Consider the following 18,859-nt stretch of genomic DNA (forward strand, 5'->3'; position numbering starts at 1 on the left):
AGCTAAAGAACTATTCACATCAGCACATCCCTCAGCAAATCAATATCTTCAAGAGCCTTTCCTGATCCAAGCACGACCGTGGAGACTGGATCTTCTGTAAGTGTTACCGGAAGTCCTGTTTCCATGCGAAGAACGTAATCTAGATTTCGAAGTTGTGAGCCTCCACCGGTTAAAACGATACCTCGATCAACGATGTCGGCAGCTAACTCAGGTGGCATCTGTTCCAAAGCAAGTTTTACTGTTTCAACAATAGTGTCTATTTGTTCTTGAATAGCTTCCCTGACCTCATCAGACGTAATTTGTATGGTCTTTGGGATGCCATCCACTAAATCTCTTCCCTTCACATCCGCAACTTTTGGATCGCTGTCGTCCGGGTAGGCGTTTCCAAGTTCAATTTTGATCTGCTCCGCTGTTCGTTCTCCAATCAGAAGATTGTATTTACGTTTGATGTATTGGAGAATTGCCATGTCCATTTTATCTCCACCTGTTCTCACCGACTTGCTGTAAACAATACCAGCAAGAGAAATAACAGCTACGTCGGTTGTGCCTCCACCAATATCAACAACCATATTGCAAACAGGTTCGGTTATTGGTAGACCAGCGCCAATTGCGGCAGCCATTGGTTGTTCAATAAGATAAACCTCTCTAGCTCCGGCAGACTCTGCAGATTCCCTAACAGCTCTTCTTTCGACCTGAGTAATTCCAGAAGGAACACCTACGATTACTCTAGGTCTTACGAAGGCTCTACGATTATGAACTTTATGTATGAAATATCTCAGCATGGCTTCGGTAACTTCGAAGTCGGCAATAACCCCATCCTTCATAGGTCTAATGGCCACAATGTTGCCGGGGGTCTTACCAAGCATCATTTTGGCTTCCGTTCCAACTGCGACAACTTTTCCCACACCTTGGGCATTTCTGCGAATTGCTACCACAGAAGGCTCATTTAGAACTACCCCTTTTCCTCGGACATAGACAAGAGTAGTTGCCGTTCCCAAATCAATAGCCAAATCGTTCGAAAACCACCCTAGAAGTCGATTTAGTATCATAAACATTTTACTCCTTTGCGTGCTTATTTTTTCCTTCCACCTGTCGTATTCAACCGTAACTCCATACTTTCTCCAGGAGCGTCAGCCGCTATTGTAGAGAATGGAAGGATTATCTTACAAGTATTTTTATTGGCTTAATGCGTAAATTCTCATAAACCTTTGGTATCTAGCTTTTCTTCCTATCTGAGGGTATTCAAAAAGCCATTCTTTTTTCTTTTTTCCCTCTGCCGTGCAAACGGTTGCATCTCAATAAATCTTGGAAGTGGTTTTAGACTTATTAGGATGTAAAGCTTTGCTTTTATCAACTCTTAAGGTGTTTATGAAGAAACAACTACAATCCATGGTGCCTGGGGCGGGACTCGAACCCGCACGGAGACTAGCTCCAAAGGATTTTAAATCCTTTGTGTCTGCCTGTTCCACCACCCAGGCTCTGGACTTTTTTCAAAATACTAGTCAATTTTGCTTCAAAACTCAAGCCTTAATCAAGGATATACAAAAAATTTTATGTAGAAATGGGGTTGTGAGCCTTTTGGAAACACGTATTTTCTTGGCGAACCACAAAAATGGCAAAAATTTGTGCGGGATATACATGGAGTTTTTGAACGCCATAGATCGAGACTGAGAGTTTTTCGGTGAATTTTTATATCTTGATAGTATACTCTAAACAGAAGCTGTGGTGGTTATATTCATGCATTGTTCCCAAGGCATGATAAGTTTATGGTTTGATAAAGTTCGAAGATTATGAGCATCCACGGATGGTTGTTTATGCTTTTTCGTTTTGTTCTTTCTTGAAAGCTAGTTATGTGGAAGTAGATACTAGCTGGCCATCTCTAAAGCTCTTCTTCTAGCTCTTTGTAAAATCGCTAGAAATGTTAGTTTGAAAAGTGTAAATCTGCTAGCGATCAATATAAGTTCATTTACACAAAGCAACTTGCCTTACATAGTCTCATATTTTTGATTATATTAAATAGCTGCTTTGTAGTCCTGATTTTGTTCCTCACTATTTGAATTTGAAAAATCTGGGCAGCGATGAAGGCATCTGATAAAGCATTATGACGGAAACTGCATTTTATTCCATAGCTATGAGCAATAGTGTCTAAGTCAAGTTTTAATGAGTGATTTTTCGAGCACTTTAGGTAAGCTAGAGCCGTTTCCAATTCAGCGATATCAATATATTTTCTACGAAAATCCTTTGATAGTTTTTTAAAATATCTTTGTAAGAATAGATAGTCGAATTGTATAGAATGTCCTACAAGAATTCCGTCTAGTATGTTTAAAAGGGCAGGAGCTATCTCTTCAAAAGAAGGGGCATTAGACAAGTCTTTTAGCAGTATTCCATGGTACTTTACCGTATCATATTTATAAATTTCTGGTTTAATCAAGGTAAAAAAAGCTTTTTTCATCAGGATCTTCATGTCCTTAATAGGTATAGCTGCAATTGATATTATATGGTCTCTTTCAATATCTAAGCCGGTAGTTTCCAAATCAAGGGCAATGAAGGTTGATGTATTTATGTCCATTAGAGACCTCTCTCTATATTATAGCGAGATTTTAACATTTTCTGGAATGAAGCAGTGATTTTTAGAGATTCCTTGAGAATTATTATGTCTAGTGTATCAAGTTCCTTTGCGCTTATGTTGTTGTCTGCTGGTTTGCCATATTTTATTGCCTTTGATTGATGTCTTAAACGCAAAGTCTGCATGAAATCAAATGCTTCTTTGAGATCTTCCGACATTTGGATTCCTATGGCTTTAATATCTCTTAAGGCTTGAATTCTTTCTATGGTATTAGTTATTTCTAATATCTTATTATCTAATGAAAGAACTCTGATACCATTGACAATAGGATATATAGCATACTTTTTTAGATCTATACCTTGTTTTAGTCCTTTTATACCCCATATGCCGATAGGCGGATTTAATACAGTTGCGTCGTAGGCTAATAGTCGTATGGACTGATTGGTCGAGGATTTATATATGTGGTCTAGCAATTCCTTTAATGGTTCTGGGTCACCGTAGATAGGACGCATATCAAGAAAAACTGTTAGGTACCTTAAATGATCAGATGTTGGCTCTTCAAACCAACGTCTAAATAATTCCTTCCAACCTTCAAGCGAAAGGTGCCAGTTCTTATTAGAAGCCATATAATTGGCCGAGCATTTTGGTATGTCGATCTTTTCTAATGCATCGTTAATGCGTGACGCAAGTTCCAAAAAAGTATTAGATGATAAAAGGATTATGGCGTTATCTTGATCTGTAGTAATAACCTGCTCTTTTCTACCAGAACTACCCATATGTATCCATACAAAATCTTGATCATAAACCTCTGAACTTAGTAACCTTATGACCTGATTTGTAATTGTGTCATATACAGAAGTAATCATTCTTGATAGCCTATGGAAACTCAAGCCTTTAATGCTCATATCAGCAATAGCAATTTTAAGTAGTCTAAAAATATTTCCTATAGTTTCAATATTTGTAGCTTTAATAATCTTTCGATAGAGAGTTAAAATTGAGAAAAAAGGAACCAGATGAGTGAAAATATCTTTACTCGTAATAACCCCTACAACTCTCTCTTCGTTATCGACAATAATTAGATGATCAATTCCATGATTAAGCATCTTGGTATAGGCTTCTATAATAGGGGTTTGTTTATCGACATATATAGGTGGAGAACTCATAAGTTTGCTGATTCTAACGTTCTGGAGTCCTTCAAGTAGCGCTCGTCTAAGATCTTTATTTGTTATAATACCAACTGCTTTCGTGTTGTCTAATACAACAATGGAACCCACTTTTTCTCTTTCCATTAATTGTACAGCTTCTGTAATTGTATTTGTAATATTACAAGTTACAGGAGATCTAGAAATAATAGTTCCCACTTCAGCCATCCCAAAATCTTCTGGTAAAGGCTTTTCGTCTTGAGCCATTTGACAAAAAAGACTAAATCGCCTTTCTGCTAAGGATTTGAAAAAGGAAGCAAAATTTGGATTTTGTTCATAGACTTTTACAAAAGTGGAAGCTTCAAAAGCATAGCAAATTGTTTCTTGAAGTGTTTTAGCTTCGTAGAGAGATGGTGTGGAATTAACCACCGACCAGAGGCCAAAAATTTCTCCTTTAGATACAATATCTACTATTTCTGTATTGCCATAAAGTCCGACCAGACCTGAATAAACCATGTAAACTGCTGGGCTAAAATCTCCTTGATGATATATTGAAATATTTTCAGGAAACATGACTACTTCCATTGAATTGACTAGCCTGTCTAGATGAGCTTCACTTAGGAAGGAAAATGGTTTTATCTTTTTCAAAAATTCTTTCGGGGGAGTCATATCTTATGCTCCGGTAACGTTAATTAAAGAAGAAGCTAGGCGATATCACATATTCATTTAATGAAGATTTCTCTAAAATCTTGCGGGATTGTTTTCATTTCTTCTGGTATTTCCTCAATGACGTTTTCCAAAGTGATTATTTCTTTTTTGATTAATTTTGATATTTCTTTTTTTTCCTGTTTGTCCTGATATATGTATTTTGCATATAGCTCAGATAGAATTTTTACTGGATAACCTTCAAGTTGATTGAGGCTTTCTCTTAAAGGTTCCAGAGATTCATTCCAATATTCAAGTACTGAAGAAAGATTGCCCAGTCTTGCCGTGTCTATACCAAGTTGTTCTGCTAGAATTTTTTCGGATTCAAGTTTTTCAGAAAGACCGGGCACCTGATTAGATAAATATAGCAATTGATTTATTTCCGTTATGCTAGAAGATTGCTTTTTTTGGTCATATGTTTCCAAAAGGAGCACCACCTTAAATTGTTGGCATTGGTAATTCCCTATTTGATGTATGCCAGGAAGCTTAGAGATAGTTATTACCGGTTTTTTTACTTCAAAACGCTCTGAAGATGGTCTTGACATTAAATCAGTTGCAGGAACAATAGAACCTTGTAGCCAAGAGAGATTTTTAATATTTTCTAAAGGATATACTAAGATTTTGTTAATATCCCAAGATATTTCTCTTACTTCTCTTTTGTCAAGCAAGAAGATTGTAGTATGTCTATCCTGTTTTTCTTTTCCATAAAAACGACGCATCCACTCGCCAGTATAAGTTTTTTGTACATCAAATATTATATACTTGTTATCGTAAGCTGCTTTTGTTGTACCAGTTTCTTGTCCAGTTAAAAAGTGAATCCTTTCGAAGTTATGAACATATAATACGTCGGCATTCACTGTTTTAGGGATTAGAATCAGCAATATCATTAAATACTTAACTGCTATATTCATACTTCATAGACCCCACAATCTTCTATGGATTATGCCTCCAAGAAACATGGTACATATAGGGACTCCAATTCCGAAAAGACATCCCAAGAACAGACTACGACCGGGATCAAAACCATACGGCTTTGTAAAATAGAGAATAAAATTAAAGCCAACTCCCAGATAAAAATAGAGAAGATACCATTTTCTCCAATTTCGTTCCCAGTGCTTTTGACGTCTCAACTTTTTTTCATCCATATAGCTCCTCCAATTTTGACTTTAAAGGTTGGGGGATCACCCCCAACCGATTACAATAAAACTATTCCTCCGGACGTAAATCGTAGGAATATTTTTTAATGACCTCTTCTCTGTTAGGTTTAGTAATTAAACTCAAAATTATAAAGAAAACAAATCCCACAAAGACCCAATAAAATTGATGGGGTGTCACTATACCTCCTTTTTCTCCAAGGAAAAACCAATGGGGGCTTCCCAGTTTTGAGTTTGCATACATCCAAGAGAAGGTTGATAATACCGTCATTACCAGAATATTGATTATCGCAGCGGTTGTGTTTGCTCTATGCCACCAGATGCCAAGTATAAGTGGTGGTCCTACAGAGCAAAGAATAACTATAAAAGCCGCTCCTGATATATCCAGTACTAGAGCTGGGGGATTAAAAGCAACTATTGTACATATGATTGTAACAATTGTTGTCATCAACCTGGTTACTTGGACTGGCTTTTCTTCTGGCCATTTGCTACCAAAGACCTTACCTATCAGGTCTCTTCCCATCAGAACGTTAAGCACCATAACCCATCCGGCCGCGGTAGACATAGCTATAGCCAATCCACCGGCACAAATCACAGCCAACAGGAATGGGCTCTTTAGGCTTTCCATTGCAGCTATCATTGAATAATCTGTAACTGCTGCGCCGCCAACGCCATATACTTGCTTCATATGTTTGAGAACATCCATGGCGCTTTTGATACCCTCGATTTGCATGAAAGGATGAAGAGTCTCAATGAGTGTTCGAGCAGCTGTTCCTATTATGACTAGGCCTACGTACATTGATCCTCCGAAAAATACAGCCCAAAAGATACTACGCCGTGCCGATTTAATATCTTGAGCTGTAAAAAATCGCACGACTGTATAAGGCATGGCTGCAAAACCAAAATGCCAAGTATAGTAGAACCCTACTATACCAGTCCACATACCCATCAAAGCATGGCTTGGCTTTGCGTGAGCGTATGGTGTATTAAAGAAATTAGGTGATGTAGCAAGTACCGCCTCCGTCATTGCATTGATACCACCGAAATGAGCTATGGTATAGATAGCACCAATAACTGCTGCTAGCGACATCGCAATTCCCTGAAAAGCTGCAGACCATGTGGTTGCTACCATACCACCCCAATAAACGTATATGAAAACGACAAGAGCACCAATTACCACAGATACATTGAAATTGACTTTTAAGATTGCTAGCATGAATAGAGCAGTTCCCACTATTGACAATGTAACATAGGCAAAACCTGCAATTATGGTAGGAATACCTGCTACCAATCGAAGCCATTTGCTATCATAACGATCAGCATAATAATCGGTAAATGAGGTAGGAGCATACTTTCGTAATGGAGCGGCCGTAAGTAATGTTGCTATCGGCATGCCACCGATTATTCCCACGAGAGCCCACCAGAATGGATAGCCTAGTAAGAATATGAATGCTGGAAGCCCAAGAAAACTTGCAGGACTTAAGTAAGTTGATGCAAGCGCTGCTCCATTAATAAAGGATCCAACTTTACGACCAGCTACGTAATAATCAGATGCATTTAACGCCGCTTTCCTGGAATACCAGCCTATAGCTATCATAACGGCAAAATACAAAACTGCCCCTAAAATTACCACCGGATTGGCTCCCATTTTTACCTCCTCAGTTTATCATCTTTTATTTGGTTTGCTTACGTTCTTCACGCTTTTCTTCAGCTTTGTAAAATAGTACAGCTACCAACATGTTCAAAATCCAGAGACCAATTAACCAGTTGTAAATATAACAAAAAGGTATTCCTAAAAATTTCATTAAAGGAAATCCCGGAATTGATGTTTCAAGAATAAAAAAAAGAAAAAACCAACCATAAAGTATCAGCATCCCTAACCAAAATACTTTCGGTAATCTCTTAAACATGGGCCAACCCTCCATCTTAACTGCGGTTTAGATTTAACTTTCCCTTAAATTAATACAGTATGATTAAACTACTAGCTCCATGACTGAAGACTATCACCCCCTTTATTCAAATGGATTAAATGGGGCATTTCTAAAATCTGTTTATCTCAGGGTTTCGATAATACGTAGTTTCCAGCCCGAACTAGCATTGTGTTAGCCCACTAATTGGTTTTTTTGAAAGATCAGGTTGGATTATCTGTTTGACTAAAACCGCCTCAGAAAACCAACTACAATAAAAAGATTCTTTGTGTCAGGGAAAAAAACAAAGTTTGATATTGAAGAACTTGCTTGTTAAGTGACTGAAAACTGTAAATTCTAGCCCAAGTTTGTCACTCTTTAGGTCAAAAGCGACATTTTGTTCCTTCTGGAAATTCTAAGTCATTGAAAATATTAAGCTCAAAGTAAGAGTGTCGATGTAGTGTTATGTTGAGCATATTTAGTCTAAGAGCGTTCTAAAATTTCCCTTATGGAGTGGCGAAACATAGAAAAAGCAGGAACGAAATTCGGTTTGGAAGACTTTCCCAAACTCAGGTAGCTAAAAACGACCTCAATATATGATTCACCACATAACTGTAGGGGCAACGCATGCGTCGCCCCTACAATTCTATTACGGAATTTTTTAGATTACGGAGTTTTTTAGAACACCCTCTATTTAGTCTTGGCAAGACCATTCTCGTGAAGTATCATTATTTTTACTATGTTTGTTCGAAAAGCTAGAAAAATAAACTGAACTACAAAAACTAAATATATCTATCACCAGCTGGTTGAGGCCCACCGGACTCCCAATGGTTCCAGACAAATAATCTTGCTCAATGTGGGACGCCTTGATCTGGATTCTCAGTAGTACAAGATCCTGGCTAAACGTATTGAGGGGATTCTCGAAGGAAAAGGCTGTCGTGTCCTTGAAGTTTTAACAGAAATCGAAAACCTTGTTCGTCACTTTGCTTCGATACTTCGAAAGTAAAGACCTGATATAAAGAGAGTGGAATCTCGAAAGTCTAAGGAGTTCTTGGGAAAAATTGGATCTTGATATGGTGTCTGTTCAGGATGTGCGCATTATGGGGACAGAAGCGTTGATAGCATACATAGGCTTTTGAGCCTATTGGTATGGGAAAGATTATTCAGGATGCGGGGCCAGGAGAGAAAGACATTGCCCGAGCAAAGGTGTTGATCTCCGGTAAGCTCATACATGGAGTAAACAATAGATTCATAAATGGTTTCAGTCCCGAAGTGCCCTGGAAGAGATAATCAGGATAGATGCCAGGGGCGTTTCCCTTAACAGCCTATTCCGCGCCTACGATGGCCTTATTGATCGTAAAAAATTCATTGAAAGAGCTTTAACCCAAGGGGAGCTTACACTTTTGGGTATTGGCCCGATTTTGTCATTGTTTTGCGTAATTTACTGCGATTACTCTTGATAAGTCATTTTGATTCGATACTACGGATTTTGGCTTATTAGGTTTTTCTCACAGTTTTGAGTGATCTTCGCGAAAGTCCAAAAGTCTGGCAAATGAGTTGACTCAGACTCGGATGTGTGTCGAATGTGAATGACCTTAGACCATTGTGGTCATAATCCTGGCTTGACCGCTCAGATGACTCAAAGTGTATTCCAGTGATTATAAATGCCTTTTCGTGTAATGCCCTTTGAATAACAAACAACACTGGAAAAAACTTACTCCATTTGGCAAGACCATTTTCATCTATAACCAAAGCCAGTATTACTAAAGGCCGATCCCTGCGCTTTTCTTTCGATGCACTATGCTTTGTTTCAAAAGCTACAGGGTTTCCTTCAAAATATGTGTATGTGTTGGTAAGATCAAATAACATGATCTTTCCTCCACCCCAAGTTTGTCACTTTTTATTGTGGAAATAGCCCACGTTCACTAGAAGAGATAGAAAAACAGATCGATGCCAGGCTCTTAGGTTCTTGCTTCGACCACTTACGTGAAAATGACAAACTTGGGTTAGAACCTAACCGCTTAAATGCCCAATTTTAAAACACTCTTTGAAGAGCGTGATTAAGATTTTTTTTCTGATTGCAGATTTGATTCTACTTGTGATAAGCATAGGCGGCTCAAGGGTCTGGTTTAAAAATACAAATACGCACACTCCCGAAATCCTTGGGTGTCCACGTATGAGTGGATGCAAAATGGGGGAGTGGAGGCAAAACCAAAGGAGGGAAGTCTGATGGCAGTTGTAACAATGAAAGAGCTTTTAGAAGCCGGGGTTCATTTTGGTCACCAAACAAGGCGTTGGAATCCCAAAATGAAGCCCTACATCTTTGGGTCAAGAAATGGAATTTACATTATTGATCTCCAGAAAACCGTAAAGCTTTTTCAGGAAGCTCACCAGTTTGTGGTTCAAGCAACTAGTTCTGGAGAAACGGTTCTTTTTGTTGGCACCAAGCCTCAAGCGGCTGACATTATTCGCGAAGAAGCTCAAAGATGTGGCATGTATTACGTAAACCATAGATGGCTTGGTGGCATGTTGACCAATTTCAAAACTATTCGACTCCGTATCGAACGCCTTAAAGAGCTTGAGGCTATGTTTGAAGATGGTTCGGTTTCTCGTTTTCCTAAAAAGGAAGTTCTCAGACTGGCTAGAGAACGAGATAAGCTTCAGAAGAACCTAAACGGGATCAAAGAAATGTCCCACCTTCCTGGCGTCCTGTTTGTGGTTGATACCCAGAAGGAAAGAATCGCTGTAGCCGAAGCTAATCGTCTTGGAATTCCTGTTGTGGCAATTGTTGATACCAATTGTGATCCTGATCCCATTGATTACCCTGTTCCTGGAAACGATGATGCTATAAGGGCTGTCAGGTTGATTACGTCGCGTATCGCCGATGCTTGTATTGAGGGGCGTCAGAAATATGAGGAATCTCTCCAGGCTGAAACCGATAAAATAGCTATGACAGAAGAGCTTACTGTTGGGACAGGTCGTGGAGAAGAAAAAGGACCTGTTGTGGAAATTATCAATCCTGTTTCTTCCAGAAGTGAAGATGTAAACCAGGATGACAGTGAATACGACAACGATCTATATGAGGATTAAAAAGGAGGGATAGCTTTGGCAACAATTACTTCGGAACAGGTCAAGGAATTAAGAGCTAGAACAAACGCCGGCATGATGGATTGTAAAAAGGCTTTGGAAGAAACCGGCGGTGATATGGAAAAAGCTATTGATCTTCTCAGGAAAAAAGGACTTGCCACCTCTATGAAGCGAGCTGGTAAAGTTGCAAAAGAGGGCGTGGTTCAGGCTTACATTCATGGAGGGGGCAGGATTGGAGTCCTTGTTGAGATTAATTGCGAGACTGATTTTGCCGCTAGAAGTGATGCCTTCCAAGAATTTGCGAAGAACATTGCTATGCAAATTGCTGCAACCAACCCGTTGGGAATTACCCCTGAAGACATTCCTCAGGAAATTATTGATCGAGAAAAGGCTATTTACGAATCTCAAGCAAAAGAAACGGGTAAGCCTCCTCAAGTTATAGAAAAGATTGTGGAAGGGAAAATGAAAAAGTTTTTTGAAGAATCTGCCCTCTTAGAGCAGGATTTCATTAGAGATACTGATAAAAAGGTTAAAGATTACCTTAATGAATTGGTTGCTCAGATAGGAGAAAAGGTTGTCATAAGAAGATTTGTTCGCTTCCAGTTGGGAGAAGATTTGTAAAGAGCGTTAGGCTAGCAAATTTGTGGAGGGAATGTCCTTTTAAGGGCGTTTTCCTCCATTGTATTGTCTTAGGGTGTTATGGAAAGGATCGAAGTGGAAAGAGTTCCTATATACAAGAGAGTGCTTATAAAGCTTAGTGGTGAAGCCCTCATGGGTGATAGGAACTACGGCATAGACCCCAACACCATTGATCGAATTGCACAAGAGATTGTCCAGGTTCATAAGCTGGGGGTCCAGATTGCTCTTGTCATTGGTGGAGGAAATATCTTCCGTGGAGTTTCCGGTGCTGCTCAAGGTATGGATCGTGCCACAGCAGATTATATAGGTATGCTTGCTACAGTAATGAATGCTCTTGCCTTTCAGCAAGCAATAGAAAAATATGATGTTCCGACTCGAGTTCAGTCCGCTATTACTATGAGAGAAGTTGCCGAACCATACATAAGGCGTCGAGCCATTAGACATCTAGAGAAGGGACGTATTGTTATCTTTGCAGCCGGAACCGGTCTTCCCTTTTTTACAACAGACACTTCGGCAGCCCTAAGGGCTATTGAAGTTGGAGCAGAAGCCTTGTTAAAGGGCACTAAAGTTGACGGAGTTTACGATTCCGACCCCATCTTGAATTCTGATGCTAAAAGATTTACTAAACTTTCTTACGACGAAGTGCTTACTAGAAATTTGAAGGTTATGGACGGGACGGCAATTTCCCTTGCAAGAGATCGAGCTTTGAAAATTATTGTGTTCAATGTGAGAATTCCTGGTAATATTGAAAGGGTCATAGTGGGAGAAGATGTGGGAACTGTAGTAGAAGGAGGATAGATCTATGCTCAATGAAATATTCGATGATGCGAAAGAACGAATGGATAAGACCTTAAAGACCCTTGAACAGGAATATAAGCGGCTTCGGACAGGGCGAGCTTCACCTTCGCTTCTGGAAGGGATTAAAGTTGAATATTATGGAACACCAACTCCTCTTAATCAGCTTGCCACGATTACCGTTCCGGAACCCAGAACAATAATGGTTCAGCCCTGGGATCAAAGTGTTATTAGTGATGTAGAAAGAGCGATTCTTAAGTCTGATTTGGGATTGAATCCATCGAATGATGGAAAAATCATCCGAGTTCATATACCCCCTCTTACTCAAGAACGACGTCAGGAGCTTGTAAAACACATCAAAAAAATGGCAGAAGAAGCTAAGGTGGCTGTGAGAAACATACGGCGAGATGCCAACGAAATGCTTAAGGATCTAAAAAAGGAAAAGCAGATTTCAGAAGATGAGCAGTTTAAAGGTCAGGATCAAATTCAAAAACTTACGGACGATTACATAAAAAAAATAGATCAGCTTTTTGAGAAAAAAGAAAAAGAAATTATGGAATTTTGAGGGAGATTAGGATCGGTGGACCTTACTAATATGCCTCGTCATGTAGCCATCATTATGGATGGCAATGGACGATGGGCTAAGAAGCGTTTGAAAAACAGAGTTTATGGACATGAGGCGGGAATAGAATCGGTTCGTCAGTCCATATCCTGTTGCTTGAAATGGGGTATTCCTTATCTTACTCTCTATGCCTTTTCAAAGGAGAATTGGGCGCGCCCTCAATCCGAAATTAATGCTTTATGGCAACTTCTTATATCTTTTATCCATAAGGATTTGCCAAGCCTTGTAGAAAATGGAGTGCGTGTTGTTCACTGGGGCGACAAGGATGGATTGCCGACAGATGTTTGTGATGCGATCGCGATGGCAGAGCGAGAAACATCGGCTGGAACAAAACTTCAGGTTCACGTGGCATTGAATTACGGCGGAAGACACGAGATTGTTAGAGCTGCCCGGTTAATAGCCGAAGATGTTTGTCAGGGAAGACTCAAACCTGAGGATTTGACGCTAGATGTATTTGCTTCCTTTCTTTTTTCGAAAGACGTTCCCGATCCCGATCTGGTTATAAGGACAAGTGGAGAACACCGTATTAGCAATTTCTTACTTTGGCAGATCGCCTATTCAGAAATATATGTTACCGATGTTTACTGGCCTGATTTCAGAGAAGAAGAATTTATAAAGGCCATAGAAAGTTACCAACAACGTGAGCGCCGTTTTGGTAAAACCAGTGAACAGGTTCAGCTTGAGCGGTGCGCATCAGTATTGTGAAGCACATGAATTCCGATGTAAAAACCAGATGGATTACTGCTCTCGTCATAGCCTTTCCGGTTGTTCTTTTGCTTTCCGTTGGAACTCGCTGGATGTGGTGCATAGCTATTGTGATTGCGACTTTTCTTTCTGCAAAGGAGTTTTCCCAGCTTTTCAGAGAACATTTAAATAATAAAAGTAGTGAAGCAGTTTTACTGCTCCTGGCATCTTCATTTCCCGTTGCGGCTTTTTTCTTCAAAACCGAAGGTCTTCACCTGGTTCTTTTTCTTGCCTTCCTAGGATTGATGGCTCACTGTTTATTTCTACACCCTTCTGATCGCTTACTTCCGGTTCGTCATGCCTTCACTCTTCTTGGAGCTATCTACTCTGGTTATTTCTTGAGCTATGTTCTTTTGTTTACTCGCCCTGATAATTCGCTTGAGCGAGGTCTCCTTTTTTCTACGATTATTACAGTTGTGGCTAGTGATGCGGGGGCTTTCTTTTGCGGTAGAAAGTGGGGAAGGCATTTGCTATGTCCTGGAGTAAGCCCTAAAAAAACTGTGGAAGGGCTTATAGGAGGAACTATAGTAGGTATTTTTCTTGGAACTTTATCTGCTATAGTCATTGCCGGGCAGAACTCACCTATTAAGGCACTTTTCTTCGCTCTAACTGTGACTATAGTTGCTCCTTTTGGAGATCTTATTGAATCGATGTTCAAGCGGTATTGGGGCGTTAAAGATTCGGGGAGCTTACTACCGGGTCATGGCGGCGTTCTTGATAGGCTCGACAGCTATATTATGGCTTTTCCAGCCGCGTATTTTTACAGGTGGTTAATATGGTAACATCTGATAACGAATATCCCGCAGTAAAAAATATTGTCATTTTGGGATCAACAGGATCAATAGGGCGTAACACTTTAGATGTGGTGCGCCAATTCCCAAACCGTTTCAAAGTGATTGGTTTAGCTGCTGGTGAAAATCTCTCTCTCCTTCTAAAGCAAATACAGGAGTTTAATCCATCGGTAGTTTGCGTAAAGTCTTTTCATGAAGCCAGCAAACTGAGAGATATGCTTGCAGATTTTCCCGATGATCGACATCCTGAGATTCTGTGGAGCGATAATGGCTATTGCGATATTGCATCTCTCCCCGAAGCTCATATAGTTGTCTCAGCTATTGTTGGAGCGGCTGGGCTTCTACCCACGATGTATGCTATTCGTGCTGGCAAGGATATTGCTTTAGCAAACAAGGAAACTTTGGTAATCGCCGGATCTCTGGTGACGTCGGAAGTAGATCGAACTGGTGTAAGGCTTCTTCCTGTGGATAGTGAGCATAACGCTATATTTCAGGCTATGGAAGGGCACAAAAGACTTCATGTTAGGAGAGTTCTTCTTACTGCATCGGGAGGACCTTTTCTACATTTTAGCCGCGAAGAACTGGAACATGTAACGCCTCAACAGGCTTTGAAACATCCCAAATGGTCGATGGGTAAAAAAATCACTGTCGATTCGGCAACTCTCATGAATAAAGGCTTGGAACTGATTGAAGCTCATTGGCTTTTTAGACTACCACCAGATCGTATAGACATTCATATCCACCCGGAAAGCATTGTGCATTCTATGGTTGAATACATAGATGGCTCGGTTTTGGCTCATCTTGCAGTTCCGGATATGAGAATCCCAATAGCCTATGCCTTATCCTATCCTGATCGCCTTCCAATTCAGATCCCGAGATTGAATCTTTTTGAGGTCGGGAAGCTTACCTTTTTGCCACCAGACGAAACCAGGTTCCCATGTCTTGGTCTAGCCAAGGATGTTTGCAGGCAAAAGGGCACCTTACCGGCAGTGCTCAACGCAGCAAATGAAGTAGCGGTTGAAGCTTTTCTGGAAGGTCGTATAAGTTTTTATGGTATTCCCAAACTGATAGAACATGTCATGAATGAACATCTAAAGCTTCATGGAAATATCGAGCCTACAAGTCTAGATGCGATTTTGCAAGTAGATGCATGGGCAAGAAATGAAGCCAGATCGTATGTGGCCAGGAAGTTTTAGTGATATGAACGTAATAGACGTTAAAGTTACTTATTAAAAGGGGTGGTTTTAAATGATGGTAACAATTTTTTCCGCCATTGTAGTGATTGGCTTGTTAATATTGGTTCACGAACTTGGGCATTTTATTGTGGCAAAGAGGACAGGAGTTCTCGTAGAACGCTTCTCTATAGGTTTTGGGCCCGTTCTATTTGCTGTCAAGCGAGGCGAGACGGAATATTGTATTTCGGCTATTCCTTTTGGTGGTTACGTAAAGATGCTTGGGGAAGGAAATGTTGAAGAAGTCCATCCTTCCGAATATCACCGAAGCTTTGCTCACAAGCCCGTTTGGGTGCGTATGGCTATAGTAGCAGCGGGTCCCGTAGCTAACATTCTTTTAGCTTTTTTGTTTTTTTGGTGGGTTTATACAATTGCTGGTGTTCCTTACCTGCTTCCAGAAATTGGAGAAGTATCTCCTGGCTCCCCTGCCCAGCAGAGTGGAATCCAGAAGGGTGACTTGATACTTAAAGTCAACGGCAAAGACGTGAAGATCTGGAACGATGTGGCTGATAAAATTCAGTCGTGGCGTGAGGGTGAAGAGCCAATCGAGTTCATAATTCAGCGTGGTGATGAGCTTATTGCAGTAAAGGTTACACCTAGAATTCAAGAAACCAGCAATCTGTTCGGAGAAAAGGTTCTTAAACCGATGATTGGTGTGATGGCATCTGGTCGAGTTAACATTGAAAAAATAGGACCGTTCAGAGCATTAGGAAAAAGCGTGGAACAGATTGCAAATGTGACCTGGCTTTTCTTTGTGACTCTTGGAAAGCTTATTCAAGGCATATTGCCTTTTAATACCATAGGTGGTCCTATTCTTATCGCTCAAATGGCGGGACAACAGGCTCAGGCGGGACTTTTCCCCTTTCTTAACTTTATTGCTCTCCTCAGTCTTAACCTTGCTGTTATTAACTTGCTCCCATTCCCTGCTCTGGACGGAGGTTATATAGTGTTGTTCACGATTGAAGCCTTAATCAGGCGGAGAATCCATGAGAAAGTTGTAGAACGCATTCAGAAAATCGGGTTTGCCCTGCTTATTGTGCTTATGGTAGCTGTGTTCTACAACGATATTGTAAGAATATTTCCCTGGATTCCGGGATTTTTGGGTTTTACCGGGGGACAACCTAAATGAAGCTATTGGCAGTGGATACTTCCACATGGGTGGAAAGTGTGGCAGTGCTTGATAATGGCGATCTCCTCGCAGAGAAAGTGGTGTTAGTTAGGGAAACTCATAACCGGCGGCTTCTTGAAACCATAGACAAAACAATTTCCGATGCTGGAATTTCTCTCAAAGATATTGATCTTTTTGCCGTCGGTGTTGGTCCCGGGAGTTTTACAGGTATCCGTATTGGTATAACCACGGTAAAAGCTCTGGCGTGGAGTCTAAATAAGCCTATTATTGGTATTTCTTCACTTGATGCTCTCGCGACTCTCTTTAGTTTTGTCCAAGGTTACGTATGTCCTATGATAGATGCTCGTAAACGAGAAGTTTACTACGCCTTGTATGAAGCAGATGGATCAGGAAGACTTCGGAGGGAAAGTTTTTATAAAGTAGCAACCCCCAGGATCGTTGCACAGGAAATTACCGAAAAGGGCATAAAAAAGGTGTTTTTTTGCGGCGATGGATGGAGAATCTACAAAGATTATTTTCTCCAATTTCTGAATTGCACTATCATTGATCCACCTGGAGTTTTTAACTCCGTCAAGGCTTCTTTTATAGGGGCTTCTGCCTGGCAAAGTCTCGTATCTGGTGTTTCTCCCTCTTCTTCCTTTGAACTTGTTCCTATTTATGTCAGACCATCTGAAGCAGAATTGAAAAGAGGGACTTCATAGGGGAAATGATAGATGTCAGATGTCCTTTCGCTGTGCACTCCTATTTTGAGGGAATCTTCTGTAAGACGTTTTATCTTTAACCCTTTTTTTCCTCTGACTTTTTGGATTCTGAACCTACTTGAACTTGAAAAAAGGGGAGTTTTTGATAAAAAACCTACTAACTGGACGAGAAGTTTCATTGAACATCATATTAAAACTCGCATTTCCTGTTTTGCTACCATTTATAGACGGTTACATCCCGTGCTTATTGGTAAGATCACCGAAGGTTTTTCTCTTGATGAAACCACCGGAGGATATTGTAACCACTGCGGACAGTGCTGCTTTTTCTTTGGAGGTCTAGGTAATTTCCCCGAACCGTGGTTTTTTCCTAACCGGTGGAAACGGTTTTTTACAGATGGGCTTGGACGAAATCATCTATTTTGTGCTTTCCTATGGGAGTGGCGTCATACTGGAAAAAGTCTTTGCGCTATATACCCATGGCGTCCAATTGTATGCGACTTGTTTGGAAAAGAAGAATGTCAGTACTATCTGGAAGCACCGCATTTACCTTACGCCCACCTTGGCATAGCGAGGCATTACATCAGTTCCATACTCAGAGCCCACAGGTTTCATTGACTTTTCATACCACTCAATTAATGCTCGTATGCCTTTTTCTAATGGAGTATCGGGATTATAACCTAGAAGGCTAGCAGCTTTCTTTGTGTTTGCGAAAGTTTTTGGCATATCCGACAGAGGAGCTGGTGTTGGCTTTAAATAAGCTTTTTTTCCTGTAATAGCCTCTACCATTTTGACGAAATCGAGAAGTAAGATGGGTTCTCCACGTCCAAGGTTTACTATTTCGTAAGAAAAATCAGCCTTAAGCGATGCTGCTACTCCTTTGGTAATGTCTTCTACATAAGTCCAGTCACGATACATCATCCCTGCGTTGTAAAGGGGAACTTCCATACCCTGGTATATACTTTCAATAAGCTTATAAGCCATCATATCGGGGCGGTTTCTGGGGCCATAGACAGTAAAAAACCTTATTGCCAAAAAAGGAATGCCGTAAATATGGGAATATGTGTATCCGACTAGTTCAGAGCTTCGCTTTGAGGCAGGGTAGGGGGCAAGAGGAGTTGAACAGGGATCGTCTTCGATGAAAGGTATAATTGTCGTTTTTCCATAAACTGACGATGTGCTTGCAAAGATAAATTTTGGAGGTTTTGTCCTGGAGCGGGAAGAGCTGATTTTAGCGATTTCATCCAGCAATATGAGTGTTCCTCTCAAATTGACATCAAAGTATAATTCTGGCTGTTCAATAGATGTTCTGACACCAGGCATAGCTGCAAGATGAAAGATCGCTTCAAGATCATAGCTTGAAATAATATCCCTAACAAGATCTCGATCCCTTATGTCCCCTTCATAGATGTTAATATTGCTTCCGTAAGCAGATTGAAGCTCTTGAAGGTTTTTTCGCTTGATAAGCGGATCGTAATAGTCATTAAAGTTGTCAATGCCGACAACGAAATATTGACATTCGCAAAGCCGCTCAACCAATTGACTTCCGATGAAGCCTGCTGCTCCTGTTACTAGAATACACCGTTTAGCATTCATTTCCGTTTTTCTCTAGAATTTGTTAGTCTAAGTAGATGTTCACTTTTTGATT

At 40.3% G+C, this 18,859-nt stretch carries 20 protein-coding genes and 1 tRNA gene; 11 read left to right on the plus strand and 10 right to left on the minus strand.

What is annotated here, in order from left to right; genetic code table 11:
* Window positions 1-14: 14 nt before the first annotated feature.
* From WHS38_06920 to WHS38_06955, 8 genes are all read right to left on the minus strand, one after another.
* The gene (locus WHS38_06920; GenBank protein MEJ5300704.1) at window positions 15-1,055 is read right to left on the minus strand and encodes a rod shape-determining protein; all 1,041 of its coding nucleotides are present in this window, start codon (window positions 1,053-1,055) and stop codon (window positions 15-17) included.
* A 335-nt stretch (window positions 1,056-1,390) separates the two neighbouring features.
* A tRNA-Leu gene (locus WHS38_06925) sits at window positions 1,391-1,478 on the minus strand.
* 488 nt (window positions 1,479-1,966) lie between these two features.
* Window positions 1,967-2,569, minus strand: a complete 603-nt coding sequence (locus WHS38_06930) for a 3'-5' exonuclease (GenBank protein ID MEJ5300705.1) — start codon at window positions 2,567-2,569, stop codon at window positions 1,967-1,969.
* A complete protein-coding gene (locus tag WHS38_06935) occupies window positions 2,569-4,377 on the minus strand; it encodes a DUF294 nucleotidyltransferase-like domain-containing protein (GenBank protein ID MEJ5300706.1) in 1,809 nt (602 codons plus the stop codon). The genes WHS38_06930 and WHS38_06935 overlap by 1 nt, the downstream gene beginning before the upstream one ends.
* Window positions 4,378-4,430: 53 nt before the next feature.
* Window positions 4,431-5,324 carry a hypothetical protein gene (locus WHS38_06940; protein MEJ5300707.1) on the minus strand — a complete coding sequence of 298 codons (894 nt, stop codon included), beginning with the start codon at window positions 5,322-5,324 and terminating at the stop codon, window positions 4,431-4,433.
* Between the two features lie 3 nt (window positions 5,325-5,327).
* Window positions 5,328-5,558 carry a hypothetical protein gene (locus WHS38_06945; GenBank protein ID MEJ5300708.1) on the minus strand — a complete coding sequence of 77 codons (231 nt, stop codon included), beginning with the start codon at window positions 5,556-5,558 and terminating at the stop codon, window positions 5,328-5,330.
* A 61-nt stretch (window positions 5,559-5,619) separates the two neighbouring features.
* Window positions 5,620-7,215, minus strand: coding sequence for a hypothetical protein (locus WHS38_06950; protein ID MEJ5300709.1), 1,596 nt, complete (start codon window positions 7,213-7,215; stop codon window positions 5,620-5,622).
* 25 nt (window positions 7,216-7,240) lie between these two features.
* The gene (locus WHS38_06955; protein ID MEJ5300710.1) at window positions 7,241-7,477 is read right to left on the minus strand and encodes a hypothetical protein; all 237 of its coding nucleotides are present in this window, start codon (window positions 7,475-7,477) and stop codon (window positions 7,241-7,243) included.
* A 1,146-nt stretch (window positions 7,478-8,623) separates the two neighbouring features.
* Between WHS38_06955 and WHS38_06960 the strand changes: the two genes are divergently transcribed.
* A complete protein-coding gene (locus WHS38_06960; protein ID MEJ5300711.1) occupies window positions 8,624-8,764 on the plus strand; it encodes a hypothetical protein in 141 nt (46 codons plus the stop codon).
* A 207-nt stretch (window positions 8,765-8,971) separates the two neighbouring features.
* Here WHS38_06960 and WHS38_06965 read toward each other — a convergent pair whose 3' ends face one another.
* Window positions 8,972-9,343 carry a hypothetical protein gene (locus WHS38_06965; GenBank protein ID MEJ5300712.1) on the minus strand — a complete coding sequence of 124 codons (372 nt, stop codon included), beginning with the start codon at window positions 9,341-9,343 and terminating at the stop codon, window positions 8,972-8,974.
* A gap of 360 nt (window positions 9,344-9,703) precedes the next feature.
* Here WHS38_06965 and rpsB point away from each other — a divergent pair, with 360 nt between their 5' ends.
* The 10 genes from rpsB to WHS38_07015 all read left to right on the plus strand — a co-directional run bounded on the left by rpsB (window position 9,704) and on the right by WHS38_07015 (window position 17,829).
* Window positions 9,704-10,564, plus strand: coding sequence for a 30S ribosomal protein S2 (rpsB, locus tag WHS38_06970; GenBank protein MEJ5300713.1), 861 nt, complete (start codon window positions 9,704-9,706; stop codon window positions 10,562-10,564).
* Window positions 10,565-10,579: 15 nt separating this feature from the next.
* Window positions 10,580-11,182: a translation elongation factor Ts gene (gene tsf, locus WHS38_06975; protein ID MEJ5300714.1), complete on the plus strand. Its 603-nt coding sequence runs from the start codon at window positions 10,580-10,582 to the stop codon at window positions 11,180-11,182.
* A 78-nt stretch (window positions 11,183-11,260) separates the two neighbouring features.
* Entirely contained in the window at window positions 11,261-11,998 is a 738-nt protein-coding gene (gene pyrH, locus WHS38_06980) for a UMP kinase (GenBank protein ID MEJ5300715.1), read from the plus strand.
* A 4-nt stretch (window positions 11,999-12,002) separates the two neighbouring features.
* On the plus strand, window positions 12,003-12,560 hold the full coding sequence (frr, locus tag WHS38_06985; GenBank protein MEJ5300716.1) for a ribosome recycling factor: 558 nt from the start codon (window positions 12,003-12,005) through the stop codon (window positions 12,558-12,560).
* Between the two features lie 15 nt (window positions 12,561-12,575).
* The gene (locus tag WHS38_06990) at window positions 12,576-13,322 is read left to right on the plus strand and encodes an isoprenyl transferase (GenBank protein ID MEJ5300717.1); all 747 of its coding nucleotides are present in this window, start codon (window positions 12,576-12,578) and stop codon (window positions 13,320-13,322) included.
* Window positions 13,323-13,327: 5 nt separating this feature from the next.
* Complete coding sequence (locus WHS38_06995) at window positions 13,328-14,143, plus strand: CDP-archaeol synthase (GenBank protein ID MEJ5300718.1); 816 nt, start codon at window positions 13,328-13,330, stop codon at window positions 14,141-14,143.
* Window positions 14,137-15,348 (plus strand): 1-deoxy-D-xylulose-5-phosphate reductoisomerase, encoded by a 1,212-nt coding sequence (locus WHS38_07000; protein MEJ5300719.1) that lies wholly within the window; start codon window positions 14,137-14,139, stop codon window positions 15,346-15,348. The genes WHS38_06995 and WHS38_07000 overlap by 7 nt, the downstream gene beginning before the upstream one ends.
* 52 nt (window positions 15,349-15,400) lie before the next feature.
* Complete coding sequence (gene rseP / locus WHS38_07005) at window positions 15,401-16,513, plus strand: RIP metalloprotease RseP (GenBank protein MEJ5300720.1); 1,113 nt, start codon at window positions 15,401-15,403, stop codon at window positions 16,511-16,513.
* Entirely contained in the window at window positions 16,510-17,214 is a 705-nt protein-coding gene (gene tsaB, locus WHS38_07010) for a tRNA (adenosine(37)-N6)-threonylcarbamoyltransferase complex dimerization subunit type 1 TsaB (GenBank protein ID MEJ5300721.1), read from the plus strand. The genes rseP and tsaB overlap by 4 nt, the downstream gene beginning before the upstream one ends.
* A 12-nt stretch (window positions 17,215-17,226) precedes the next feature.
* Entirely contained in the window at window positions 17,227-17,829 is a 603-nt protein-coding gene (locus tag WHS38_07015; protein ID MEJ5300722.1) for a hypothetical protein, read from the plus strand.
* Here the strand turns inward: WHS38_07015 and WHS38_07020 are convergent.
* Window positions 17,758-18,807, minus strand: coding sequence for a GDP-mannose 4,6-dehydratase (locus WHS38_07020; protein ID MEJ5300723.1), 1,050 nt, complete (start codon window positions 18,805-18,807; stop codon window positions 17,758-17,760). The two genes, WHS38_07015 and WHS38_07020, sit on opposite strands and share 72 nt — an antisense overlap.
* Window positions 18,808-18,859: the final 52 nt, after the last annotated feature.

This window comes from Thermodesulforhabdaceae bacterium, assembly GCA_037482015.1.
In the GTDB taxonomy this organism is placed as follows: Bacteria; Desulfobacterota; Syntrophobacteria; order Syntrophobacterales; family Thermodesulforhabdaceae; genus JAOACS01.

What these genes read in the sequence shown, in the direction of transcription:
- WHS38_06950 (MEJ5300709.1), bottom strand. Translation starts at nt 7,215, where the DNA reads ATGGGAGCCAATCCGGTGGTAATTTTAGGGGCAGTTTTGTATTTTGCC.
- WHS38_06935 (MEJ5300706.1), bottom strand. Translation starts at nt 4,377, where the DNA reads ATGACTCCCCCGAAAGAATTTTTGAAAAAGATAAAACCATTTTCCTTC.
- frr (MEJ5300716.1), top strand. Translation starts at nt 12,003, where the DNA reads ATGCTCAATGAAATATTCGATGATGCGAAAGAACGAATGGATAAGACC.
- WHS38_06965 (MEJ5300712.1), bottom strand. Translation starts at nt 9,343, where the DNA reads ATGTTATTTGATCTTACCAACACATACACATATTTTGAAGGAAACCCT.
- WHS38_06955 (MEJ5300710.1), bottom strand. Translation starts at nt 7,477, where the DNA reads ATGTTTAAGAGATTACCGAAAGTATTTTGGTTAGGGATGCTGATACTT.
- WHS38_06960 (MEJ5300711.1), top strand. Translation starts at nt 8,624, where the DNA reads ATGGGAAAGATTATTCAGGATGCGGGGCCAGGAGAGAAAGACATTGCC.
- rpsB (MEJ5300713.1), top strand. Translation starts at nt 9,704, where the DNA reads ATGGCAGTTGTAACAATGAAAGAGCTTTTAGAAGCCGGGGTTCATTTT.
- tsaB (MEJ5300721.1), top strand. Translation starts at nt 16,510, where the DNA reads ATGAAGCTATTGGCAGTGGATACTTCCACATGGGTGGAAAGTGTGGCA.
- WHS38_06995 (MEJ5300718.1), top strand. Translation starts at nt 13,328, where the DNA reads ATGAATTCCGATGTAAAAACCAGATGGATTACTGCTCTCGTCATAGCC.
- WHS38_06940 (MEJ5300707.1), bottom strand. Translation starts at nt 5,324, where the DNA reads ATGAATATAGCAGTTAAGTATTTAATGATATTGCTGATTCTAATCCCT.
- WHS38_06920 (MEJ5300704.1), bottom strand. Translation starts at nt 1,055, where the DNA reads ATGTTTATGATACTAAATCGACTTCTAGGGTGGTTTTCGAACGATTTG.
- WHS38_07000 (MEJ5300719.1), top strand. Translation starts at nt 14,137, where the DNA reads ATGGTAACATCTGATAACGAATATCCCGCAGTAAAAAATATTGTCATT.
- pyrH (MEJ5300715.1), top strand. Translation starts at nt 11,261, where the DNA reads ATGGAAAGGATCGAAGTGGAAAGAGTTCCTATATACAAGAGAGTGCTT.
- WHS38_07020 (MEJ5300723.1), bottom strand. Translation starts at nt 18,807, where the DNA reads ATGAATGCTAAACGGTGTATTCTAGTAACAGGAGCAGCAGGCTTCATC.
- rseP (MEJ5300720.1), top strand. Translation starts at nt 15,401, where the DNA reads ATGATGGTAACAATTTTTTCCGCCATTGTAGTGATTGGCTTGTTAATA.
- WHS38_06930 (MEJ5300705.1), bottom strand. Translation starts at nt 2,569, where the DNA reads ATGGACATAAATACATCAACCTTCATTGCCCTTGATTTGGAAACTACC.
- WHS38_06945 (MEJ5300708.1), bottom strand. Translation starts at nt 5,558, where the DNA reads ATGGATGAAAAAAAGTTGAGACGTCAAAAGCACTGGGAACGAAATTGG.
- WHS38_07015 (MEJ5300722.1), top strand. Translation starts at nt 17,227, where the DNA reads ATGTCAGATGTCCTTTCGCTGTGCACTCCTATTTTGAGGGAATCTTCT.